Raw genomic sequence first — 22,569 nt, 5'->3', positions numbered from 1 at the left:
GGATACGCTCAAGCATTTTAATTTGACTCAGCTAAAAATTGCTAAGCACACTCCTAACTCTTAGAGATCGAGTTCTCGATAAATAACTTTAATTTCTTGTGCAATGTGAATACTGACTTGATGATGCAAATATTGAATCAAAATATCAAATTGCTCTGCACCATCGTCTAATCCAGTACAAAAATATTCAGTATGAGGAGGAAGCGTTTTTAACCACTGACTTTGATAAAAATCGGCAACGGATTCAAAATTAAGATAACGATGAGGATGCTGTTGTAATGATTTTACAAATTGCAGAAATCGAGCTTCCCAAAAGTGGATAATCATACATCTAAAGTCTACTGGTTAAATTCAATTTCATTGTTACGTCGATCTGCTTTATTTTGCAGATCGAATCATTCAAATCAATGTCCAAGGATGTAAATTTTTCAGAGTGAGTAGACGGTTTGCTGTTGAACTTGATATTTTTTCTTCCACTGAAGATAACCTAATAAGGCTAAAACAATAAATGCGCCATAAAGACCAGCCGTCAAGTATAGATCTTTATACATAAACATCATGACATAGATGATATCCACCGCGATCCAAGCAGGCCAAATTTCCAAATATCGTTTAGACGTCCAATATGTAATGAGCAGACTTAAACTTGCCAATTGAGCATCTAAATAAGGAATGGAAGCATCCGTAAAATAATCCAGACCTAAACCAAAAATAAGTCCTGCACACATCGTAAAAAACACATGTTTGATAATTCTCAACCCTTGAATACGATTGATGGCAAGTTGCTCTTGCTGTTTAAACTGAGCTTTCCATATCCACCACCCATACACACCTAAACCGATAAACACGCATTGCAATATCGTTTCACCATAGAGTTGATAATCATAAAATAACTTTGCATATAAGCCATAAGCCACGAGATTCACAGGCCAACACCAAATATTACGGCGAATAGTGAGGGTTACACCCAATACACTCATCAATACTGAAATAATTTCTAAAAGGCTCATACACTACTTAAAATGATCGTGGTTTATTTGATACGCCTATCCTAACGCATATTGAATGGCACCATACATGATTCTTAACGAACACGACTTAGCCCTGTTCAATTTGAACTGCACAGTTTTGACCTAACCATTAAACTCCTCTAAAAATAGAATATCCTCAATGGAAAATAATAATGATGAATACAACTCAAACGACCAGAATAACCATTGAAATTCGCAATCATCTGATGTTGATTGGTTTAAACCGTGGTGCGAAGCGCAATGCATTCGACAGTCATATGATTGATGAACTTTCACAAGCACTTACCACCTATGAAGACCAGTCTGATTTACGCTGTGCTGTGATTTATGCACATGGAGAGCACTTTACGGCAGGATTAGATCTGGTTGAGCTTCAGCCGCGTATGTCAGATGGTATATTTTCGGAAGATATGAATCTGATTAACCCATGGGGCACGACTGGTCGTAAACGAAAAAAACCAGTCGTTGTCGCTGTGAAGGGGTATTGTTTTACTGCTGGAATAGAATTGATGTTGAATGCCGATATCTGTATTGCCCATCAAAATACCCAATTTACTCAACTTGAAGTGCAACGTGGCATCCTCCCCTTTGGCGGAGCAACTTCACGCTTCGTTAAAACTGCAGGTTGGTCTAATGCAATGCGCTACTTATTGACGGGGGATTTTTTTGATGCTGCAACTGCATATCGACTTCATTTGATTACTGAAGTAACAGAACAAGATCCGCTTGACCGTGCCATTGAACTTGCCGAATCCATCGCTTCAGCTGCTCCACTCGCTGTTCAAGCCACCTTGACGGCTGCTCACGAAGCGATTTCACATGATGAGCAGTACGCTTTTAATCAGTTAAAGACTCATCTTCTTCCACTAATACAATCTGAAGATGCAGTCGAAGGTATGCGAGCAATGAGCGAAAAACGTCAACCTCGCTTTAAAGGTCAATAGTTCAATATCGGGAAATATAGACATGCAAGCTATTCCAAATGTGAACCAGATGCCAAGAAGCATCAATAAAACTCAAGTTCAGTTTCCTGCCTTAGATAACTATATGCTCACCGGCACTCGCTACCTATCATCTGGTGTGAAGACTGTTGCACGTATTATTGTGGCTTCAGCGACAGCGGTTCCCCAACCTTTTTATCGCAGATTTGCAGAGTATGCTGCAGAACGTGGTTTTGAAGTGCTAACCTTTGATTATCGTGGTGTGGGGGCATCATCTCCAGCACAACTCAAAGGTTTTAAAATGAGTTATTTGGATTGGGGGAAACTTGATCTCGCTGGTGCCATTGAATACTTTTCTAGCGATACTTTCCCCTTATTTGTGACTGCACACTCTTATGGTGGTCAAGCCTTGGGACTTACCCCTAATCATCATCAAGTCAGTGCCATGTGTTGCTACGGTACAGGTGCAGGTTGGGCAGGATATATGCCGTTCAAAGAAAGATTCAAAGTATCCGTGATGTGGAGTATTGTGTTTCCACCCATTGTCGCAGTCACAGGTTATTTACCTTGGAGTAAATTCAATATGGGCTCTGATCTGCCTTTAGGGGTATATCAACAGTGGCGTCGTTGGTGCAAAAATCCGTTATATTTTTTCGCTGACCCCGAGCAACAAGATTTAAAAGCACAATATGCAAGTGTTAAAACCAAAATTTATGCTGTTTCAGCATTAGATGATGATTGGGCTCTCCCAAATTCGAGGCAAGCCTTTATGCAACATTATCGTTCTGCTGATATGCGCTACATTGATATCACAGCCAAACAGTATCAAATGCCTGCAATTGGACACATGGGATATTTCAAAAAAGGCGCAGAAAAAATTTGGGATGACATGCTCCAAAATTATCTCAATTTAGTTAATGATTAAATTCTAAATTACTGAATAAAGTCAGATTGATGCTCTACCCCTTGTGCGTCAGTATGTCGATACATGATGCCATATTGACTCACATAGTATTCAAGGGATTGATTACGATATTCCCATAAAATCGACCACTCACCTAAATCAAATTGATTGATCTGACATAAAGTTCGTGATGGCATCTTGTTCAAAAACTCATATTGAATTTGCTGAGCAAACTTGATATCACGATGATTTACACGTTTCTCAAACAGTAATTTTGCAACCTCATCAAACATACGAATATCTTCGACAGAATCCGTATCATACACCAAGCGCGCCGGCTGGCTGAGATCAGTAGGCTTGAGGAGTTTTGTTAAATCAAAGTGCCTCTGCGTATTCCCCATAATCAATTTAGGTTGTAATAATAGTCGCCATACGGCATAGCAACTGACCAAAGCAAAACACACCACGATTAGCATCATATTTTTTACTCATTCCGATGATTATTCATTGAATCGTTCATTACAGAAATGATTATTTCTTTATTTTTATTGTTAATTTTCTTGGTGTTATTAAGTTTTAACTTTTAAAATATTAACTTAAAAACCAGTAGAGCGATGGCACGAAACGTAACAACTCATTTCAAAATCCACATGTTATGTAAACCGTGTAAATCTAGGTAATTTTACTTAATCAATATCACTTAAAAGCATATTAAAAGGTCTCATTAAAATAGGGTTTAAAATCTTAGTGTTCTAAATCATTACGACATGTTTTGTCGTTTAACTTGATACGCATCTACACTATTCATATCTCAAATTTTATAATTTAACCATGAACTATTCCCGTAAACGCAAACCCATTACCAGTGCATGGCCAGTTGAGCATGATTGCTTCCTCATTGAAAACAGTCATCTTCAACTCGAAGCATTGCAACAGACGCTTCCTTATTCTGCTCAAGAAATTCAAGATCGCCAAGAAATCTTGGGGCTCACGAGACGTCGTCGTCAAATGAAAAAATTAGGTCAATTTTAATTTTCTAATGAAGCTAAAAATAAAATCCCAATAATCCATCAAGTTTAAGTATTTTTTGTTTAATAAATTAACCCTCGTGCCCTCTCTGACAATGAATCAATTTCGCCATATTCTTGGATGGTGATTTGCCATCATTTTTGCTCAAAAATAATTATTATTTAAATGCTCTCTCAAAAATGGATCCAAAATATTTATTTTTAAAGATTATTATTGACTTTTTATCTAAAAAATAGAATTATTGGATCCAATTGATAAGGAGATCAACTCATGTTTGTAAAAAATGCTTGGTATGTGGCGGCACGACCTGAAGAAGTACAAGATAAGCCTCTAGGAAGACAAATTTGCGGTGAAAAAATGGTTTTTTATCGTGGAAAAGAAAACCAAATACATGCCGTTGAAGATTTTTGCCCACATCGCGGTGCACCTTTGTCATTAGGCTTTGTTGAAGATGGTCAACTGGTCTGTGGTTATCATGGGTTAGTGATGGGATGTGACGGCAAAACGGTTTCAATGCCTGGGCAACGTGTACGTGGCTTTCCTTGCAATAAAAGCTATCGCGCAATTGAAAAATTTGGCTTTATTTGGGTATGGCCAGGAGACCAATCGCTTGCAAGTGAAGATCAACTCCCAACTTTAGAGTGGGCTGAAAATCCAGAATGGGCCTATGGTGGTGGACTATTCCACATCAACTGTGATTACCGCTTGATGATTGATAACTTAATGGATCTCACTCATGAAACATATGTTCATGCAAACAGCATTGGTCAAAAAGAAATTGATGAAGCTGCACCAACCACTCGTGTTGATGGTGACCACGTTGTGACTGAACGTCATATGGAAAACATTTATGCACCTCCATTTTGGCAAATGGCTCTAAAAGGTAATAATCTCGCTGCAGATGTTCTAGTAGACCGTTGGCAAATTTGTCACTTTCATGCACCTAGCAATGTTCATATTGAAGTTGGTGTTGCCCACGCAGGACATGGTGGTTACAACGCACCGGAAAATAAAAAAGTGTCTTCAATCGTTGTAGATTTTATTACCCCTGAAACGGAAACGTCTCACTGGTATTTCTGGGGTATGGCTCGACACTTCCAACCCGACAACATCGAATTAACTAACCAAATTCGTGTGGGACAGGGCAAAATTTTCTCGGAAGATTTAGATATGCTTGAACAACAGCAACAGAATTTATTGAGACATCCTGATCGTAAATTGCTGATGCTGAATATTGATGCAGGCGGTGTTCAATCTCGAAAAGTAATTGACCGCTTGATCAGCTTAGAGCAAACGAATGATGAGCAGAAAATTACAACTTTGAATGTTGTTTAAAGTAAACCCACATTTTATCAGTTTTTCATTTTACCAAGGAGCGATACTCACATGGATGTGACTATTCAGAAGATTTATCGTCATAATGAACACATTTTATCTTTCGAACTGGTAAACACCCATGGTGAATTATTACCAGTTTTTCAAGCCGGTGCACATATTGATGTGCACTTAGGTAATCAATTAATTAGACAGTATTCTTTGGCAAATTGTAGTTCAGAGCAGCACCGTTACGTCATTGGTGTCCTGAATGATCCTTTATCACGTGGTGGTTCTAAATTTATTCATGAACAACTTAGTGAGGGTCAGCAGCTCAAGATTAGTGAACCACGAAATTTGTTTGCCTTGGTTCCTGAGACAGAATATGCATATTTGTGTGCAGGTGGAATCGGTATCACTCCTATCTTAGCAATGGCTAAAGAGCTTAAACGCAATAATCAGTCCTTCCAATTACTGTATTTTGTGAAAACGAGAGCTTCTATTGCATTCCAACAAGATTTAGAGGGTCTAGGAGATTCCGTCCACATCCATATTGATGATGAACCTGAAACACATATTCTTTTGAATACAGTCTTTGCCTCTCCTCATATCGATCATCATATTTATGTATGTGGCCCAGATGGTTTTATGAACTATGTGATCCATACCGCAGATACGCTCTCTTGGCCTAGTCATCAAGTACATAAAGAGCATTTCAGCGCACAAGCTATTGATACCAGTCAAGATGGCAGTTTTGAAATTGAGATTTTAAAAACAGGGCAACGTATTCATGTCGCAGCTGATCAATCTGCAGCACAAGCTTTAGAACATGCTGGAATCTGTATCCCTTTATCTTGTGAACAAGGTATTTGTGGCACTTGCTTAGTAAATGTTGTTGAAGGTGAAATTGATCACAGAGATATGTATTTAACTGAAGAGGAACAAGCTGCAAATGATCAATTCACACCTTGTTGCTCAAGAGCCAAATCTCAACGAATTATCATTGATGTTTAATTTGGATCGATAGATTTTCAAGTGTAGCCCTTCATTAATTGAAGGGTTTTTTATATAGACCCATCTGTATGAAATATTGAACGCATAGTCTCCCCTAAAGTAACCACATGACTATGCTCACGCATTAAACTTTCAGCGCGTGCTGAGTCTTGTTGCTTTAATGCATTGAATATTGAGCAGTGTTGGATATGCGCATATTGCAAACGACGAATTTCAGACAGCGCATTATTTTTATCATAAGTCAGTGCTTGTGCAGATGCCATAGGTAACTGATTGTTTTTACTGAGTGCTTGCACAATTGCGATATTATCCGAGCCTTGAATAATAGTATTGTGAAAAATAGTGTTGTAATGATGGTAGGTTTCTAAATCATCACTTGTTAATTCTGGTTTATTGAATATGGAATCAATTTGGGTAATACAATTCAAAAGTGTTTGATGTTGATCTATCGTCATGCCTTTTTCAGCAAGCGTTTTTGCAGCAAGACCTTCTAAAACGCCACGTACATGCAAAGCATCATGAACTAATTTGGATGAAATTTCTCGAACAGTATAGCCTCGAGTTGGATTTTTAACGAGTAAGCCTTCTTGCTCTAAAAGCCGAAAAGCCATTCGAATGGGTTGACGTGATACACCTAGCATTTCAGCAGTCGGAATTTCAGCCAAACGAGAACCTCCTGCAATCTCCCCAGAAATAATCATTTTGCGAAGTTCAATTAACACTTGCTGCCCTGAAGACATATAACTACTCAATTTTTTTGATCATGATTGATCCTAACGAGTCAGATTTGGAATATCAATCTCTGTTGACTTAAAGGACTCTTTTAGGCCGTAAATTCACTATTCTATTTTTAATAACTGAGGTGATTATGAGTTCGTATCATCAATATTTATTTTTTGAAGATTGGTTGCCATTAACTCTAGATTGTTTCGAATTAAATAAGCTAAATGGATATCTACCCCATCTAACATTTTTTGTTCTATCTCATTAACAATGTTTCGACATTGTTCGAGTTTTTCAAATCCTTTAGGCGTTACATTAATTAAAATTCTTCGTCCATGTGAGGGATCTGAAGCTCTACTGATCCAATCCTGGTTTTGTAAATCTTGTAGAATTTTATTGGTAGATTGCGGTTTAATAAATGAACGTTCTGCAAGTTTTGCATTAGATAGATTGCCTTTCGCAGCGATAACTGACAATGCTGTAAACTGAGATAAGGTGATATCTAAGTCTTTTAAACGTTCAGTTAAAAGTTTACTCACAATACGATCAACCCTTGCAATTATATAGCTCAGTGTCGGAATCGAATGATTAACTTCTGACATTTTATATTCCTTAATAGATGAACAAAAGTATGACTACTGTCGTAATCATACTTTTAACATATGTTTAACGTGTAGTTATATTTAGAACAGCATCAGACTGCTCTGCTCGTGGCTTGCGTACAAGCATTAATGCCGCAACAGCTGCAAATAAAATCAGTGGAATACTTGCACCAATGACCATTGCTGAACTAGAACCTAACGACAGTAGCATGCCAGCAAATAGGGGCCCTGCAAAAGATCCTATACGCCCTACTGCGACTGCAGCGCCTACACCCGTGCCACGCATTTCTGTTGGATAGAACATCGCTGCCAATCCATAGAGCGCTGATTGGCCACCTACAATAAATAGACCACAACCCACAGCAGACAATACAAGTAAAGCAACAGTTGGAGATATTGCAAGACAGCACAGTGATAACAAGATGCCAATATATATAAATTTAATTACAGTACTCATGCGAATCTTATCAAGTAAAGTTCCCATGAGAATCGACCCGAAGATACCACCGATGTTGTAACCAATTTGAACATAGTTCGCTTCTGTTTTTCCTAAACCTTGTGCACCCATCAATAGTGGCAACCAGTTGAGTAAAAAATATAAAACAACTAACGTAAAGAAAAAACTGATCCAAATTTGAATCGTGGAAAAACGCCGTTCTTTTGCAAACAACACTTCAAAGAATGGGGTAGAAGTTTTATTCTTCGTCGCTGTTAAATAGTCTTTAGACTCCGGCAAATACTTCATTAGCAAAGGGATTAAAAGAATTGGAGCGAAGCCACCAATGTAGAAGATATGTCTCCATTGCGCATCACCAGCTAAACCCATTGCCACGAATGATGTCAACATTCCACCAAATGGAATACCGCTATACATAATACTGACTGCAATGCCTTTATGTTTCTCTGATACTGCCTCAGATGCCATGGTGATCATCATTGGTAAAGCGCCACCCATCCCTAAGCCAGTTAAGAAACGAATGATTAAAAGCAGTGTATAATCAGAAGCATATGCCGTTAGAACTGACATCACTCCAAAAATTAAAATACTGGTCAATAGAACTGCCTTACGCCCAATTTTATCAGCGAAACGACCTCCTAATAATGCACCAGGTAAAGTACCCAAGATTGCCGCGCTAAATGCCCATGCCATTTGAGTATTATCTAAGCCAAACTCTGCTCGCATCCGTGGTGCTGCTACGCCCATTGATTGAAGATCGAAACCTTCAAATACAGCGATAGCGAAACACAGTACGAGTGTAAGCGTAGCTTTAGTCTTACTACTTACACTTTGTTCCATTTTTTATTGTCCCTTTTAGAGCTTTTAAAATACTTTTAAAAAAATACACATCCTATGTATTGCCTCCGTCCAGGCAACTCAAAAAATATCACCCAAACTTATAAAATAATCAATATTTTTTTTTAAATAAAATTCATTTAAAATATTATTTTATTAAATATCAATAGATTATAAAAATTTTATAAAAAATTCAAAAAAACACTTGTATGTAAGTTTAACTGATATTATCTTAATTCCAACAGGACATAAAACAAACACTAAGGAGCTTATCATGTCTTATCAAAATCGCTGGTCCACTGTAGATGTAAAAGTTGAAGCTGGCATTGCTTGGGTCACTTTAAATCGCCCAGAAAAGAAAAATGCGATGAGTCCAACCTTAAATAAAGAAATGATTGATGTACTTGAAACGCTTGAACTCGATCCAGAAGCAGGTGTTTTGGTACTCACTGGTGCTGGGGATTCTTGGACAGCAGGTATGGACTTGAAAGAGTACTTCCGTGAGGTTGACAGCCAGCCAGAAATTTTCCAAGAGCGAATTCGTCGTGATGCATCACGTTGGCAATGGCATTTACTTCGTTTTTATTCAAAACCAACGATTGCAATGGTAAACGGCTGGTGCTTCGGTGGTGGATTCTCACCACTAGTCGCATGTGATCTAGCCATTGCAGCAGATGAAGCTACATTTGGCTTGTCTGAAGTGAATTGGGGAATTCCTCCAGGTAACTTAGTGAGCAAGGCTATGGCTGATACAGTTGGTCATCGTGCTTCTATGTACTACATCATGACAGGCAAAACCTTCTCTGGTGTTGAGGCTGCAAATATGGGCTTAGTGAACAAGAGTGTTCCACTTGCTCAATTACGTGCAGAAGTAACTGAATTGGCAAATAATTTGCTTGAAAAGAATCCAGTTGTACTGCGTACAGCGAAGAATGGTTTTAAACGCTGTCGTGAACTGACTTGGGAGCAAAACGAAGATTACTTATACGCCAAACTGGATCAATGCAACTACCGTGATGATGAAGGTGGTCGTGCACAAGGTATGAAGCAATTCTTGGATGACAAAACAATCAAACCAGGTCTTCAAACTTATAAACGTCCTGCTTAAGCAGAATCTACTTTTTTCGTCATGATGGACATGTAAGGAAACATTCACCATGCAAAACGTACAGTTACTTATTCACGGCCAATCTGTTGCAGCAAGTTCAGGACAAACTTTTGAAAGAATCAGTCCAATTAATGGCTCAATCGCATCAACGAGTGCAGCAGCGACTTTAAGCGATGTTGATCGTGCAATTGAGTCAGCGCATGAAGCATTCAAAACTTGGTCTGTTCTATCACCAACAGACCGACGTTTAAAATTGCTTAAAGCTGCAGATTTGATGGATCAAAAAACTGAACAGTTTATTCAAACTGCAATACATGAAATAGGTTCAACTGCGACGTGGTATGGCTTTAATGTCCATCTTGCTGCCAATATGCTGAGAGAAGCGGCAGCCATGACTACACAAATTGATGGAAATATTATTCCATCAGATGTTCCTGGCAATATCGCTATGGGTGTTCGCGTTCCATGTGGTGTCATCGTTGGTATGGCGCCGTGGAATGCTCCTGTTATCTTAGCCACTCGTGCCTTAGCGATGCCTCTGGCTTGTGGGAATACAGTCGTACTTAAAGCATCTGAAGCTTGCCCTGCAACACATCGATTAATTGGGGAAGTACTTCATGAAGCAGGTATTGGCGATGGTGTTGTCAATGTCATTACTCATGCTCCGCAAGATGCTCCACAGATTGTAGAGCGTTTAATCAGTCATCCATTGACTAAAAGAATTAATTTTACAGGTTCAACGCATGTAGGACGAATAATTGCACAAACTGCAGCGAAATACCTCAAACCAGTGTTGCTGGAACTTGGTGGCAAAGCACCGGTCATTGTATTGGAGCAAGCGGACCTGGACGAAGCCGTTAATGCCATCAGTTTCGGCGCTTTTTTCAATCAGGGACAGATCTGTATGTCGACAGAGCGTGTTCTTGTGGATGAAAAAATTGCAGACCAATTCATCGAAAAATTGATCAATAAAGTTCAGAATATCAGAGCAGGAAATCCACTTGAGAGTCAAGAACCCCTGGGCGTTCTAGAAAGTTTAAAAGCTGCAACAAGAATCAAAAATTTAATTGAAGATGCACGTGAAAAAGGTGCATATTTACCACTAGGTTTAAGCATTGATGGTGCTATGATGCAACCTACTATCGTAGTTGACGTCACAAAAGATATGCAGATTTATGCCGAAGAGTCTTTTGGTCCTGTGTGCACCGTTCAACGTTTTAAAACTGTTGATGAAGCAATCGATTTAGCAAATGACTCAGAATTTGGATTATCTGCAGCAGTTTTTAGTCAAGATTTATCCCTAGCTCTAGATGTTGCTAAACGTATCGAATCAGGTATTTGTCATATTAATGGTGCAACCGTTCATGATGAAGCGCAAATGCCTTTTGGTGGCGTGAAACAAAGTGGTTATGGACGATTTGGGAGTAAAGTCTCAGTTGCAGAGTTCACTGAGCTGCGTTGGATCACCATGCAAACCAAAACTCGTCACTACCCTATTTAACGAATATTTCAAAGAGTTGACATGAAGTCAGCTCTTTTCGTTGGAAAAGAATAGCTAAAAATACATGGAGTGAAAACAATGTCGAATATGACGGTTCATACGCATAAATATCCTGAGCGATTTGTTAAATTAGGCAGTCACGAGATTGAGTTTCAATCTAAAAATAGCACTTTGTATATTTCCCCAAAAGAACAACTTAAACCATACCCACAAAAAATTACTGACCGTTTAATTCAATATGCTCAAACACATCCCGATCGTGTATTCGCAGCAAAACGTGGTCATGATGATGAATGGATTAAGCTTACATACGCAGAAACATTAGATCGAGCATGGCGTATTGCACAAAGTTTGAAACAATATTCACATCTTTCAACTGAACGTCCTATTGTCATTCTATCTGGAAATGATCTAGAGCATCTTACTTTGTCAATGGGAGCAATGCTTGCAGGAATTCCATTCTCTGCAATTTCTCCTGCCTATTCACTTATTTCTAAGGATTTTGGCAAGCTCAAACATGTGTTTGATGTTCTAACACCAGGTTTGGTTTTTGCTAATGATGGTCAAGCTTTTGCTAAAGCGATTGAACATTGCTGTGATACAGATGATATTGTGATCGTTACGAATTCTGGAAAATTTGGTGAGAAAAATTGCCTTGCTTTCTCTTCACTCCTCTCCTCTGAAATTAGTGATATTAAAGATCATTATGAGACCATTGATGAACATCAAATAGCGAAATTTCTATTTACATCTGGCTCAACTAAAATGCCGAAAGCGGTACCTACAACGCATCTAATGCTATGTACCAATCAACAGATGCTGCTTCAGACCTTCCCTGAGTTTGAAGAGACCCCCCCAGTATTAGTTGATTGGTTAGCATGGCATCATACTTTTGGTGGCAGTCATAATGTAGGAATCGCATTATATAACGGCGGCACAATTTATATTGATGACGGCAAGCCAGTTCCAGGAAAGATGGAAGAAACCATCAGGAATCTTAAGGAAATTGCACCTACTGTGTATTTAAACGTTCCTAAAGGATGGGAAGAAATAACCGTAGCTCTTGAACGAGATGCTGAGTTACGCGAAAAATTTTTTAGTCGAGTTAAAATTTTGTTTTTTGCTGGTGCTGCACTATCAGAAGCTGGTTGGAACAGACTTGATCAAATCGCGCAGTCACACTGTGGAGAACGTATTCGTATCATGAGCGGTTTGGGGATGACTGAGACTGCACCATCATGTGTGTTTACAACTGGTCCCAAAGTAATGGCTGGGTTCATTGGATATCCAGCTCCAGGTTGTGAAGTGAAATTAGTTCCTTATGGTGACAAACTTGAGTTTTGTGTTCGTGGTAAAAATGTCATGAAACATTACTGGCGTCTGCCTATGGAACAACAAGCTAATATCTTTGATGATGAAGGCTTTTATCGCACTGGGGATGCAGTGAAGTTAGTGGATCCATCCGACCCGAGTCAAGGACTCATGTATGATGGCCGTATAGCTGAAGATTTTAAGTTGAATACAGGTACCTTTGTCAATGTTGGAACTTTACGCAATAAAGTTCTCATTACAGGTAATCGACTTATTCAAGATGTATGTATCACCGGTTCTAATTTAAGTGCGATTGGATTTTTAATATTTCCCAAAATTGCAGATTGCGCTGAGTATGCAGGATTAGATTTAAGTCTAGTGGATACTAAAGAGGTGCTTCTACACCCTAAAGTTCAACAGTGGTTTAAGCAGTTTTTAATTGATTTCAACAAAGATGCGACAGGTAGTTCAAACACTGTTTCAATGCTTTACCTCATGATTGAACCTCCACTTCTTGATGCAGGAGAAACCACTGATAAAGGCAATCTCAATCAAAGTGGTATCTTGAAACGTCGCATAGCAATGGTGGAAGAGTTATACGAAAAAAACATTAATAATCCTCTCATTATTCGCATTCCACCCCTTAGAAATTAACTCAACTTTTTTATTCAGCAGCGTTTAGTCAAACGCTGCTTAGACAGTTGCATTCAAAATTAGGATAACGCTATGCAGAAAGATAGTGATTTTGAGCTGTTTCGGGACAATTATCGACGCTTCCTAGCAGAGTTTGTCGCCCCATATTATGAGTCATGGGAAGAGCAAGGACTCATGCCTCGACAAGTTTGGGATCAACTTGGACAAAATGGATTTTTATGCGTCGATGTGCCTGAACAATATGGAGGTTACGGCGCACCGATATATTATTCACAAATGATCGTTCAAGAAACGGCTCGAGCGGGCTTCTCTGCGTTAGCCGTTGCAATCGGTGGTCAGAGTGAACTTGTTTCACCCTATATCCAGAATATTGGAAGTGAAGATCAAAAACAATATTGGTTACCTAAAATGGTATCCGGTGAAGTTGTTACAGCTATTGCAATGACTGAAGCCAATGCAGGTTCAGACCTACAAGCCATCCGCACTCAAGCCTTATTAGATGGCGATCATTATGTGGTAAATGGCTCAAAAACGTTTATATCGAATGGTCAACATGCAGATCTCATAGTTTTAATTGCTAAAACTGATCCTCAAGCAAGAGCTAAAGGTATTTCGATTTTATTGGTGGATGCTCATTTAGATGGAGTAAAAAAAGGTCGTGGTCTAAAAAAAATTGGACTTCAATCTCAAGACACTGCCGAATTATTTTTTGACCAAGTCAGAGTTCTTAAAGACCAATTATTAGGTCAGGAAGGTCAAGGCTTTAGCTATCTCATGCAAGAACTTCCACGTGAGCGTTTGAGTATTTCTCTCATGGCATTAGGCGCTTTGCAAGGTGCTTTAGAAATTACTCAAGAATATGTCCTCGAACGTAAAGCTTTTGGACAATCAATTGCACAATTTCAAAATACTCGTTTTGTAATCGCTCAAGCCAAAATTAAAACTCTAGCAGCCGAAGCCTTTGTCGAAAAATGTAAGTCGCTTTATCAACAGGGAGTATTGGATGTAAGCGAAGTTGCGGCATTGAAATGCTTCATCACTGATACCCAATGTGAAGTCATTGATCAACTTCTGCAATTGTTCGGGGGATATGGATACATGCGGGAATATCCAATATCTCGATTTTATGTCGATGCACGTGTTCAAAAAATTTATGGGGGAACCAATGAAATTATGAAAGAAATCGTTGCAAGAGAACTTTTAGGAAAATAACACAAAGATTACCTCTATGTATTAATACTATTTCAGGATGAAATAAAGATGAAAAAAATATGGATCACACCACTTCTATTATGTACCGCTCCAGTATTTGCAAATAATTTTATCGACCAAAGTAAAGTCGAATTAACTGCACGTAACTTCTACTTTGACCGTGACTTTAAAGTTGAGAATAGATACCCCGCATTAAGAGACTGGACACAAGGATTTATCTTTAAAGCGCAATCTGGATTCACCGATGGAACGATTGGTTTTGGTTTAGATCTATTAGCGACCGCAGGTTTTAAACTGGATGCTGATGCTAAATATGGAGGCACAGGAAACTTAATTCGTTCCTTGGCAACCAATGAGCCTGCAGATCAATATGGTGAAGTTGGAGTCACTTTAAAAGCTAAAGTTTCTGAAACCGAGGTACGTATAGGGACTCTTCAACCCATGACCCCTGTTTTAGTCGGCTCTCCAGCACGACTTTTACCTCAAACGTATCGAGGTGTTGCAGTTCAATCTAAAGATATTCAAGGTCTGGATCTCCAAGCATCCTATATTGATGAAGTCAATCAACGTGATTCTACAAATTATGAAGCTATAAAGATCTCTGGAGTAAATGGTCGTTATATTTCTGAAGAAACAGATTATTTGTATTACTTAGGTGGACATTATGACTTGACTCATAATCCATTGCGGTTGACTGCATTTCATATGGATGTTAACGACTTATATCGCCAATCGTTGTTAGGCATAACCTATAAATATCCAATCTCAAATCAATCCACTTTTACAACACAGTTGCGTTACTACATTAGCGATGAAGATGGGACTGCTAAAGCGGGTTTAGTTGACAATAATTTACTTCATAGCCATTCAGAACTTCAACACCAAAACCATAAGTTTATCTTTTCTACATTTCACCACTTTGGAGATACTGCTTTTCCATACTTAACTGGAGGAGAAACTGGACTAGCAATTGATACTTGGACTGGTGAGTTTTTGAATGCGAAAGAGCGTGTTTATAGCCTGCGTTATGAATACGATTTTAAAGACTATATCCCAGGTCTTCGTTTTATGACCCGCTATACCCATGGTAGCAATATTTACGCACCACAGTTGGGTGGTACAGATTTTTCGGAAGATGAATTGGATTTTGATCTAGCTTACATAGTTCAAAATGGCCCACTAAAAAATTTAGGTTTACGCGCGCGTTACGCGATCTACGATAATGATATGCCAATTACCGCCAATATTAAGCCGGCCAATGAAACTCGTATCAATATTGATTACACGTGGAAATTTAAATAATAACAAAAGGGTTCTTTACTGAGGAACCCTACCCTCTCTAAGGATAATAAGTATGAAATATTTAATCGGCTTATTGGTCTATACCACCACTACATTAACTTTGGCAAATACCCAATATTCACCACAACCCATAAAACTTGAACCCCTTGCGACATTCAATGTTGAACTCACATCCCCAGTTTGGGAACTAGGTAAAACTTCAGATTTAGGGCAAAGACGCATTATCCCAATCACTGGAGGAACTTTTTCTGGACCAAGTTTGAAGGGGCGTATTCTTAACAATGGTGCAGATTGGCAAAAGGTCGATAGCAAAGGTTTGGCATATATAGATACGCGCTATTTATTAGAAACTGATGATGGTGCTCTGATTTATTTACAAACTAAAGGTTATCGCCATGCTTCACCACAAGTACTAGAACAATTAAGTCGTGGCGAAGATGTTAATCCCACTCAATATTACTTCAAGTTAACCATGCAGTTTGAAACTAGCTCAGAAAAATATGCATGGTTAAATCAGACAATTGCAGTTGGAAGTGCAATGCGTCTCGGAAAAGCCGTGATCTATGATGCATTTGCAGTGAAATAAATATTAAAAGGAGTACTTTTCAATGGATGAACAAGTTTTATCTAATTTACCTCCTATTCATCATTTATTGGGTGGTCATCAACTTCACTGGGACAAGGAAAAGCGAGAAATTTCAGTTCAATATACTGCTCTTGAAAGTTTTACTAATCCTAGGGGAAGTGTTGAAGGAGGCATGGTCTGTGCCATGCTTGATGATGCAATGGGCATTTTAGCTGCCTTAAATCAAACAGAAAAACCAGCTGCCACAATTAATTTAACAATTGATTTCTTCAGACCATGTGAAGTTGGTGAAGTATTGGCAAAAGCGTGGTTCATCAAAGAAGGACGTAAAATTTTAAGCATTGAAAGTGAAGCTTGGCAGCATGGAAAGTTAGTGGCAAAAACCAGTGCTGCATTTATGGTTCTATAAGGATTAAAAAAAGAATGGATATCTTAAAATTAAAGGACTGTGTCGATAACGACAAAATAAGTTCATATCAAAAATTCGTCGTTTTTTTCTGTTTTATTTTATACATTATCGATGGATTCGATTTCATGATAATGGCTTATTTGGCAAGTTCAGTTGCCAATGAGTTTTCATTAACTGGTACTAATATAGGAACTTTAATTAGTGCTGGTTTAATTGGTATGACCGTCTGTTCATTTTTACTTGCACCTCTCGCAGATAAAATCGGCAGACGTAATTTAATTAACCTTTGTCTATTAATCTGTGGTTTGAGCATGTTTGCATCTGCATTTGCCACCGATTTTAAGCAATTGGTTCTGTGGAGATTTTTCACTGGTGTTGGTATTGGTGGTGTTCAAATCAGTGCTATGATTTTGGCCAGTGAATATTCTCCGACTAAATATAAAAGTTTTAGTGTTGGGATATTATCTGCCGGTTATGGGATTGGAGCAATTAGCGGAGCACTACTTGCTGTATATAGCTTAGAAAGTATCGGTTGGAGACAAGTATTTCTAATTGGTGGATTCGTTACTACATTTGCTTTTCTGTGCTCATTGAAATTTTTACCAGAATCGATCGATTATTTATTACTAAAACAACCAAAACATGCTTTGGAAAAATTGAATCAAATTTTCTCTAAAATGCATAAAAAACCAATTCTCACACTCCCCAAAGCATATGTAGAAAATCAAAAGTCTTCTTACGTAGAAATATTTAACCACAAGTATTTAGTTAAATCCCTTGTATTATGGGTTTCTATATTCTTTATTCTTTTTGGTTTTTATTTCGTGATGGGCTGGACACCTAAAATTCTCAATAGTTCTGGTCTAGATAACTCATTATCTATTAAAACTGCCATGATGATCAGCGTGGGTGGTATTTTAGGTAGTTTTATCATTGGTGTTCTTAGTTCTAAAGTCAGCGTATACATCAATCAAATTGCCTTTTTAATCCTCACGTACGTATGTATTTTATTGTTTGTGAACAATACAGATAATTTAAATATATTAATCATCGTTGCCACAACGCTAGGATTCTTTATTAATGGCTGTTTAGCTGGAATCTATGCCATTTCTACACAGCTCTATGAGGCAGATGTACGATCAACAGGCGTGGGGATTGCAACTGGTGTTGGTCGTTTTGGTGGTATTTTCTCTCCAATCATTGCGGGATACTTTTTAGACCTAGGAAACTCGCCTTTAGAATTGTACGGAAATTTTGGTTTTGCATTTGTTTTAGCAGCTATTGCCATTTTGATCATCTATAAGTTAAAACAAAGATCCGTAGTAAATACACCATATGTCGTTTTACAAAAAGAGCCTCAATAATTTATGCTCACGAATATATAACTTTGTATTGTTAAGATAAGTTGTTTCATCAAAATCTATTGATAGAAACAACAAAAGGTCAGTGAAATCACTGACCTTTTTAATTTCTTGTTTAAAGTTTAAATATCAAAGAATACAGTTTCATTTTCACCTTGAATACGAATATCGAAACGATAAACGATCTGACCATCACGCTCTTCACGCTTAGCAATGAGTGTTTGACGACGTGGCGCCCACTCAATACCATTCAAAATTGGGTCTTTCGCATTCGCTTCAGCTTCATCCTCGAAGTAAACTCGAGTATGTAAACCTAAATTGATACCACGCGCAAAAATAACCAGCGCGATATGTGGTGCTTGCTGTGAACCCTTACGTCCAGGAACAGCACCTGGTTTGATGGTATCAAAGCTCCAAAAACCAGTGTCAAAATCCGCACCCGCTCTACCCCAACCTAAAAAGTTTGGATCTGGCTGCTTCCCTTGCGTATCCTGCTGACTTGGATAAACACCATTGGCATCAGCTTGCCAAATTTCTACGAGTACATCGCGAAGTGGTAAACCCAAACCGTCAAAAACTTGCCCTTCGAGGCGAATACGTTCACCTTGAGTGCCATCTTTCACCATTTGATTATTGAAGCTATGCTCAAATACTTCTATACCAGCTTGATTAGGCATTAATCCAATATGGACATATGGACCACCTGTTTGAGATGGTGTTTCATGTAATTCTTCAAATTTCCAGCCATTCATCCTGATGCTCCCTATCAAGTCAAATCATTTTCAAAATATGTCGCACGACGACCACGTAAAGTAATGTCAAAACGATAGCAACGACTATCTGCTTCAATAAAGTTGCTCTTGTCTTCGAGCGCAATTAAAGCTCTTCGCTGTTGTTCTGAAGGAACAGTTTTTAAAATTGGACAGCTATCAATTAATGTATCGCCTTCAAAATAAAACTGGGAAATCAAACGCTGTGCCCAGCCATCTGCCATCACAGAAAAATGGATATGTGCTGGACGCCACTCATTGATACGGTTACGCCACGGATAAGGTCCTGGCTTTATCGTTCTAAAAATGAAGAATCCATTTTCATCTGTGAGCATTCGACCGCAACCACCAAAGTTAGGGTCCATAGCTCCCACATACTGATCATTTGGATGGCGATAACGTCCTGAGGCATTTGCTTGCCATACTTCAATCAGAGCATTTTTGACAGCACGACCAAATTGATCACGTAAATAACCATGAATAATGACGCGTTCACCAACAGGTAAACCATCTTTTGCATAATTTAAAATTAAATCATTGTCTTTAGGACCCAATAAGTCTGCGCTAAAGTGAGGTGCAGTAACCTCGGTTAATGTTTGCGCAATCGAAATCAGTGCATTTTTCGGCGAACGTAATACACTGGTTTTATATCCCGGTGCATATGCTGGCGGATGATCATCTGTATTTCGCTGTGCATAAGCACCCATCAGAATTTGAGACATGAATCTCTCCTTATTCAATTTAAAATATCGTCCGTTTATTTAATTTTCTCAGGCGAAATGCCTAACTCTGCAAATACTTCTTCTGCCATATGCATTGCAGCATTGGCTGCAGGAAGTCCTGCATATAAAGACGCATGCAAAAATAATTCTTTAAGATCATCTTTGGTAACGCCATTGTTGAAACAAGCACGAATATGCATTCTGAGCTCTGCTTCACGCCCCAATGCAAGTAAGATTCCAATCGTCACCAAACTACGTGTGTGTCTTGGCAGTCCTGGTCTTGACCAAACCTCACCCCATGCAAAACGACTAATAAAGTTTTGAAAATCAGCATTAAATTCGTTTAAATTTTCAAGTGAACGCCCGACATGGGCTTCACCCAAGACTTCAGTACGGACTTCTAGCCCCTGCTTATAACGTTCTTCATCATTCATGAGGTTGTTCCTCTTTAAAATTGAAATTATTTGATGTTCAGATGTGCTTAAGACTGAATAAAAGCAAGCAATGCTTGGTTAAATTCAACTGGTCGCTCAATATTGGATAAATGCGATGCATCTATGACTGCAAGTTGACAGTCAGGTATATGTTGTTTTAAAAACTCACCATCATTCACTGTGGTCACAGGATCTAAGCCGCCACATAATGCCAAACAAGGCACAATAATTTTTCCAAGTTGATTGCGTAAATCCGTCTGAGCTAAAGCACGACAAGAGGCTGCATAGCCTTTAGGCTGAGTGACAGACAAACTCTGAATGGTTTTTTGAGCTGTCACATCGTGTAAATAATCAAATTGTTCACTAAACCAACGCGTATGTGTAGTACTGACGATATCAGCCAAACCATTTTGTTCAACCACATCAGCACGACTCAACCATGCCTCGGCATTTCCAATTTTTGCTGCTGAATTTGCAATGGTAATAGAGTTAAAACGCTCTGGTGCAATTATGCCTAATTGAATCCCAGTAACTCCCCCCATGGAGATACCACAAAAATGCGCTTTTTCTATAGAGAAATGATTGAGTACATCAAGGACATCATTGGCTAAATCTATGATTGTGGTATTTTCAATGACACTACTTCTTCCATGACCACGTGTGTCGTAGCAAATCACATCATAATCTTTGGAAAAATAATCAATTTGGGCTTGCCACATACCATGATCAGTGCCCAGTGAGTTTGAAAAAATGATGCTTGGTTTTGTATCGTCACCAAAACGATAGACCGCAAGCTGCTGACCATTACGATTATTGATTAATGTCATTATGGTGTACTTCCTTGAACGCTCTCTAGTACCGCATCTATTTGTGCTTGAGTATTTCCTAGATAATGTTTCGGATTAAAAATCTGACGGAGTTGATCTAGATCAAAAATAGCTAATATTTCTGGATTATTTTGTACAACATCGAGTAAGTGTCGTTGTTCGGCAACTGCTTGCTTACAAGCAGCTTCCACAAGATGATGTGCATTCAATCGACCCATCTGAGGTGCGAGTGACATCATCAGTGCTTCAGCCATGATTAATCCTTGCGTGCACTCTAAATTTCTGAACATATTTTCAGGATCTACTTCTAATCCCGTAAATACATCGATTGCTCTACTTAAACTGCCCGCCGTCAGTTGAAATAACTCTGGTAACGCTAGCCATTCAGCATGCCATGCACCTAAACTTCGTTCATGTTCTTGTACTAAGCTTTGGTAGATACTTGACATTAATGCAGGGACGCGATTTGCAGCGGCTAGAATTGAAGCAGCTGCAACAGGATTACGCTTATGAGGCATCGTCGATGACCCTCCACGCCCAGCACCACTCGGTTCAAACACTTCTGCAATTTCTGTTTGCATCATGAGTGACCAGTCACGGGCCATCTTGCCCAAGTTTCCTGTAATCGTTGCAAGTACATGTGCAATTTCGGCTACACGATCTCGCTCCCCATGCCATGTACATACGGGTGTATTTAAACCAAGTTTTTGTGCGTAGGTACTCACTACAGCCGAACCATATTCAGTTAATGAAGCTAAAGTACCTACCGCACCACCTAACTGCGCTGTTAAGACATGTTGCTGTAACTGCTGAACACGCTTTAAATCTCGATCTAAACTAGAGAGCCACCGTGCTGTTTTATGTCCAAAGGTAAGCGGTAAACCTTGTTGCAACCATGTACGTCCGATCATCACCTGATCACGGTATTGAATCGTCAGTTTTTTAGTTGCCTGAATAGCCTGGATAAGTTGCATTTCGATCAGCTGTAACGCATCTTGAGCTTGCAGCATAAAGGCCGTATCAATGATATCTTGGCTGGTCGCACCCCAATGCACATAACGAGAAGCATCTTCATTGATTTTTTTCACAGCAGCAGTGAATTGCTTTACGAATGGAATTGCAATATTGCCAGCGAGACCACTGGACTGTGCCAAATGATCAAAATTAATAATGGAATGAATTTCTTGTTCTGCAACACGTTGAATCGTTTCAGCAGCAATTAAGGGAATAACTCCAACTTCAGCTTGAGCTTGAGCCAGTGCAACCTCTGCACGCAACATATATTTTACGAGTGCTTCATCACTAAATATGATATTTACATCATTCTGATAAAACAAACTTGCATATAACTGACTCATAACTTATCCCTATTACGCTTCATCATGTGTTTCACCATAAAGCGTCTGTCCAAAAATTGCTGTTAAACTTTTTCAATAATTAAAGCGATGCCTTGACCCACACCGATACACATAGAGCACAATGCATATTTGCCACCAGTTGCTTCTAGTTGGTTGAGAGCA

Annotated in this window: 24 protein-coding genes and 1 pseudogene; 13 read left to right on the top strand and 12 right to left on the bottom strand. The window is 38.8% G+C overall.

Annotation, left to right across the window (positions count from 1 at the left end; all coding sequences use genetic code 11):
* Positions 1-60: 60 nt before the first annotated feature.
* Complete coding sequence (locus AC1M9H_RS05160) at positions 61-327, bottom strand: hypothetical protein (protein WP_092766902.1); 267 nt, start codon at positions 325-327, stop codon at positions 61-63.
* Between the two features lie 101 nt (positions 328-428).
* The gene (pnuC, locus tag AC1M9H_RS05155) at positions 429-1,010 is read right to left on the bottom strand and encodes a nicotinamide riboside transporter PnuC (protein ID WP_179997679.1); all 582 of its coding nucleotides are present in this window, start codon (positions 1,008-1,010) and stop codon (positions 429-431) included.
* 173 nt (positions 1,011-1,183) lie between these two features.
* On the opposite strand from pnuC, the gene AC1M9H_RS05150 reads away from it, so the two are divergent.
* Positions 1,184-1,975 (top strand): crotonase/enoyl-CoA hydratase family protein, encoded by a 792-nt coding sequence (locus AC1M9H_RS05150; RefSeq protein ID WP_481612903.1) that lies wholly within the window; start codon positions 1,184-1,186, stop codon positions 1,973-1,975.
* Positions 1,976-1,997: 22 nt separating this feature from the next.
* On the top strand, positions 1,998-2,897 hold the full coding sequence (locus AC1M9H_RS05145) for an alpha/beta hydrolase family protein (protein WP_481607520.1): 900 nt from the start codon (positions 1,998-2,000) through the stop codon (positions 2,895-2,897).
* 8 nt (positions 2,898-2,905) lie between these two features.
* On the opposite strand, the gene AC1M9H_RS05140 is transcribed toward AC1M9H_RS05145, so the two are convergent.
* Positions 2,906-3,355 (bottom strand): hypothetical protein, encoded by a 450-nt coding sequence (locus AC1M9H_RS05140; RefSeq protein WP_051586611.1) that lies wholly within the window; start codon positions 3,353-3,355, stop codon positions 2,906-2,908.
* Between the two features lie 352 nt (positions 3,356-3,707).
* Here AC1M9H_RS05140 and AC1M9H_RS05135 point away from each other — a divergent pair, with 352 nt between their 5' ends.
* The 3 genes from AC1M9H_RS05135 to AC1M9H_RS05125 all read left to right on the top strand — a co-directional run bounded on the left by AC1M9H_RS05135 (position 3,708) and on the right by AC1M9H_RS05125 (position 6,233).
* Positions 3,708-3,908: a hypothetical protein gene (locus AC1M9H_RS05135; RefSeq protein ID WP_035269110.1), complete on the top strand. Its 201-nt coding sequence runs from the start codon at positions 3,708-3,710 to the stop codon at positions 3,906-3,908.
* A 267-nt stretch (positions 3,909-4,175) separates the two neighbouring features.
* Entirely contained in the window at positions 4,176-5,240 is a 1,065-nt protein-coding gene (locus AC1M9H_RS05130) for an aromatic ring-hydroxylating dioxygenase subunit alpha (RefSeq protein WP_481612902.1), read from the top strand.
* Positions 5,241-5,291: 51 nt separating this feature from the next.
* Positions 5,292-6,233 carry a PDR/VanB family oxidoreductase gene (locus AC1M9H_RS05125; protein WP_481612901.1) on the top strand — a complete coding sequence of 314 codons (942 nt, stop codon included), beginning with the start codon at positions 5,292-5,294 and terminating at the stop codon, positions 6,231-6,233.
* A 50-nt stretch (positions 6,234-6,283) separates the two neighbouring features.
* Here the strand turns inward: AC1M9H_RS05125 and AC1M9H_RS05120 are convergent, their stop codons facing one another.
* The 3 genes from AC1M9H_RS05120 to mhpT all read right to left on the bottom strand — a co-directional run bounded on the left by AC1M9H_RS05120 (position 6,284) and on the right by mhpT (position 8,855).
* Positions 6,284-6,973, bottom strand: a complete 690-nt coding sequence (locus tag AC1M9H_RS05120) for a GntR family transcriptional regulator (protein WP_180028003.1) — start codon at positions 6,971-6,973, stop codon at positions 6,284-6,286.
* Positions 6,974-7,099: 126 nt separating this feature from the next.
* On the bottom strand, positions 7,100-7,558 hold the full coding sequence (locus AC1M9H_RS05115) for a MarR family winged helix-turn-helix transcriptional regulator (RefSeq protein ID WP_092766907.1): 459 nt from the start codon (positions 7,556-7,558) through the stop codon (positions 7,100-7,102).
* Between the two features lie 64 nt (positions 7,559-7,622).
* Complete coding sequence (mhpT, locus tag AC1M9H_RS05110; protein ID WP_092766908.1) at positions 7,623-8,855, bottom strand: 3-(3-hydroxy-phenyl)propionate transporter MhpT; 1,233 nt, start codon at positions 8,853-8,855, stop codon at positions 7,623-7,625.
* 271 nt (positions 8,856-9,126) lie between these two features.
* Here mhpT and AC1M9H_RS05105 point away from each other — a divergent pair, with 271 nt between their 5' ends.
* From AC1M9H_RS05105 to AC1M9H_RS05070, 8 genes are all read left to right on the top strand, one after another.
* On the top strand, positions 9,127-9,960 hold the full coding sequence (locus AC1M9H_RS05105; RefSeq protein ID WP_035270071.1) for a p-hydroxycinnamoyl CoA hydratase/lyase: 834 nt from the start codon (positions 9,127-9,129) through the stop codon (positions 9,958-9,960).
* A gap of 49 nt (positions 9,961-10,009) precedes the next feature.
* A complete protein-coding gene (locus tag AC1M9H_RS05100) occupies positions 10,010-11,461 on the top strand; it encodes an aldehyde dehydrogenase (protein ID WP_481612900.1) in 1,452 nt (483 codons plus the stop codon).
* A 78-nt stretch (positions 11,462-11,539) separates the two neighbouring features.
* Complete coding sequence (locus tag AC1M9H_RS05095) at positions 11,540-13,426, top strand: feruloyl-CoA synthase (protein WP_481612899.1); 1,887 nt, start codon at positions 11,540-11,542, stop codon at positions 13,424-13,426.
* A 72-nt stretch (positions 13,427-13,498) separates the two neighbouring features.
* Positions 13,499-14,638 (top strand): acyl-CoA dehydrogenase family protein, encoded by a 1,140-nt coding sequence (locus AC1M9H_RS05090; protein ID WP_481612898.1) that lies wholly within the window; start codon positions 13,499-13,501, stop codon positions 14,636-14,638.
* Positions 14,639-14,686: 48 nt separating this feature from the next.
* Positions 14,687-15,940 carry an OprD family porin gene (locus AC1M9H_RS05085; RefSeq protein ID WP_481612897.1) on the top strand — a complete coding sequence of 418 codons (1,254 nt, stop codon included), beginning with the start codon at positions 14,687-14,689 and terminating at the stop codon, positions 15,938-15,940.
* A gap of 52 nt (positions 15,941-15,992) precedes the next feature.
* Positions 15,993-16,526 (top strand): DUF3237 domain-containing protein, encoded by a 534-nt coding sequence (locus tag AC1M9H_RS05080; protein WP_481612896.1) that lies wholly within the window; start codon positions 15,993-15,995, stop codon positions 16,524-16,526.
* Positions 16,527-16,548: 22 nt separating this feature from the next.
* Positions 16,549-16,935, top strand: coding sequence for a PaaI family thioesterase (locus tag AC1M9H_RS05075; RefSeq protein ID WP_481595796.1), 387 nt, complete (start codon positions 16,549-16,551; stop codon positions 16,933-16,935).
* Between the two features lie 14 nt (positions 16,936-16,949).
* Positions 16,950-18,299: an MFS transporter gene (locus tag AC1M9H_RS05070; protein WP_481612895.1), complete on the top strand. Its 1,350-nt coding sequence runs from the start codon at positions 16,950-16,952 to the stop codon at positions 18,297-18,299.
* A gap of 119 nt (positions 18,300-18,418) precedes the next feature.
* Here the strand turns inward: AC1M9H_RS05070 and pcaG are convergent, their stop codons facing one another.
* The 6 genes and pseudogenes from pcaG to AC1M9H_RS05040 all read right to left on the bottom strand — a co-directional run.
* Positions 18,419-19,048, bottom strand: coding sequence for a protocatechuate 3,4-dioxygenase subunit alpha (gene pcaG, locus AC1M9H_RS05065; RefSeq protein ID WP_092766915.1), 630 nt, complete (start codon positions 19,046-19,048; stop codon positions 18,419-18,421).
* Positions 19,049-19,062: 14 nt separating this feature from the next.
* Positions 19,063-19,788 (bottom strand): protocatechuate 3,4-dioxygenase subunit beta, encoded by a 726-nt coding sequence (gene pcaH, locus AC1M9H_RS05060; protein ID WP_481588854.1) that lies wholly within the window; start codon positions 19,786-19,788, stop codon positions 19,063-19,065.
* Between the two features lie 35 nt (positions 19,789-19,823).
* Positions 19,824-20,222, bottom strand: coding sequence for a 4-carboxymuconolactone decarboxylase (gene pcaC / locus AC1M9H_RS05055; RefSeq protein ID WP_035269644.1), 399 nt, complete (start codon positions 20,220-20,222; stop codon positions 19,824-19,826).
* Between the two features lie 47 nt (positions 20,223-20,269).
* Positions 20,270-21,052, bottom strand: a complete 783-nt coding sequence (locus AC1M9H_RS05050) for an alpha/beta fold hydrolase (protein ID WP_481612992.1) — start codon at positions 21,050-21,052, stop codon at positions 20,270-20,272.
* The gene (gene pcaB / locus AC1M9H_RS05045) at positions 21,049-22,407 is read right to left on the bottom strand and encodes a 3-carboxy-cis,cis-muconate cycloisomerase (protein WP_481612894.1); all 1,359 of its coding nucleotides are present in this window, start codon (positions 22,405-22,407) and stop codon (positions 21,049-21,051) included. Before pcaB ends, AC1M9H_RS05050 begins: the two co-directional genes overlap by 4 nt.
* A gap of 62 nt (positions 22,408-22,469) precedes the next feature.
* Positions 22,470-22,569, bottom strand: a pseudogene (locus tag AC1M9H_RS05040) (hypothetical protein); the annotation flags it as partial.

Source organism: Acinetobacter sp. ANC_7512 (genome assembly GCF_056779935.1).
Note: the sequence above shows the minus strand (reverse complement) of the source record. Positions and strands in the feature narration are given on the sequence as shown.

What these genes read in the sequence shown, in the direction of transcription:
- AC1M9H_RS05090 (WP_481612898.1), top strand. Translation starts at nt 13,499, where the DNA reads ATGCAGAAAGATAGTGATTTTGAGCTGTTTCGGGACAATTATCGACGC.
- pcaG (WP_092766915.1), bottom strand. Translation starts at nt 19,048, where the DNA reads ATGAATGGCTGGAAATTTGAAGAATTACATGAAACACCATCTCAAACA.
- pcaC (WP_035269644.1), bottom strand. Translation starts at nt 20,222, where the DNA reads ATGAATGATGAAGAACGTTATAAGCAGGGGCTAGAAGTCCGTACTGAA.
- AC1M9H_RS05130 (WP_481612902.1), top strand. Translation starts at nt 4,176, where the DNA reads ATGTTTGTAAAAAATGCTTGGTATGTGGCGGCACGACCTGAAGAAGTA.
- AC1M9H_RS05115 (WP_092766907.1), bottom strand. Translation starts at nt 7,558, where the DNA reads ATGTCAGAAGTTAATCATTCGATTCCGACACTGAGCTATATAATTGCA.
- AC1M9H_RS05080 (WP_481612896.1), top strand. Translation starts at nt 15,993, where the DNA reads ATGAAATATTTAATCGGCTTATTGGTCTATACCACCACTACATTAACT.
- pnuC (WP_179997679.1), bottom strand. Translation starts at nt 1,010, where the DNA reads ATGAGCCTTTTAGAAATTATTTCAGTATTGATGAGTGTATTGGGTGTA.
- AC1M9H_RS05120 (WP_180028003.1), bottom strand. Translation starts at nt 6,973, where the DNA reads ATGTCTTCAGGGCAGCAAGTGTTAATTGAACTTCGCAAAATGATTATT.
- AC1M9H_RS05145 (WP_481607520.1), top strand. Translation starts at nt 1,998, where the DNA reads ATGCAAGCTATTCCAAATGTGAACCAGATGCCAAGAAGCATCAATAAA.
- pcaH (WP_481588854.1), bottom strand. Translation starts at nt 19,788, where the DNA reads ATGTCTCAAATTCTGATGGGTGCTTATGCACAGCGAAATACAGATGAT.
- mhpT (WP_092766908.1), bottom strand. Translation starts at nt 8,855, where the DNA reads ATGGAACAAAGTGTAAGTAGTAAGACTAAAGCTACGCTTACACTCGTA.
- AC1M9H_RS05135 (WP_035269110.1), top strand. Translation starts at nt 3,708, where the DNA reads ATGAACTATTCCCGTAAACGCAAACCCATTACCAGTGCATGGCCAGTT.
- AC1M9H_RS05075 (WP_481595796.1), top strand. Translation starts at nt 16,549, where the DNA reads ATGGATGAACAAGTTTTATCTAATTTACCTCCTATTCATCATTTATTG.
- AC1M9H_RS05125 (WP_481612901.1), top strand. Translation starts at nt 5,292, where the DNA reads ATGGATGTGACTATTCAGAAGATTTATCGTCATAATGAACACATTTTA.
- AC1M9H_RS05160 (WP_092766902.1), bottom strand. Translation starts at nt 327, where the DNA reads ATGATTATCCACTTTTGGGAAGCTCGATTTCTGCAATTTGTAAAATCA.
- pcaB (WP_481612894.1), bottom strand. Translation starts at nt 22,407, where the DNA reads ATGAGTCAGTTATATGCAAGTTTGTTTTATCAGAATGATGTAAATATC.
- AC1M9H_RS05100 (WP_481612900.1), top strand. Translation starts at nt 10,010, where the DNA reads ATGCAAAACGTACAGTTACTTATTCACGGCCAATCTGTTGCAGCAAGT.
- AC1M9H_RS05140 (WP_051586611.1), bottom strand. Translation starts at nt 3,355, where the DNA reads ATGATGCTAATCGTGGTGTGTTTTGCTTTGGTCAGTTGCTATGCCGTA.
- AC1M9H_RS05150 (WP_481612903.1), top strand. Translation starts at nt 1,184, where the DNA reads ATGATGAATACAACTCAAACGACCAGAATAACCATTGAAATTCGCAAT.
- AC1M9H_RS05070 (WP_481612895.1), top strand. Translation starts at nt 16,950, where the DNA reads ATGGATATCTTAAAATTAAAGGACTGTGTCGATAACGACAAAATAAGT.
- AC1M9H_RS05085 (WP_481612897.1), top strand. Translation starts at nt 14,687, where the DNA reads ATGAAAAAAATATGGATCACACCACTTCTATTATGTACCGCTCCAGTA.
- AC1M9H_RS05095 (WP_481612899.1), top strand. Translation starts at nt 11,540, where the DNA reads ATGTCGAATATGACGGTTCATACGCATAAATATCCTGAGCGATTTGTT.
- AC1M9H_RS05105 (WP_035270071.1), top strand. Translation starts at nt 9,127, where the DNA reads ATGTCTTATCAAAATCGCTGGTCCACTGTAGATGTAAAAGTTGAAGCT.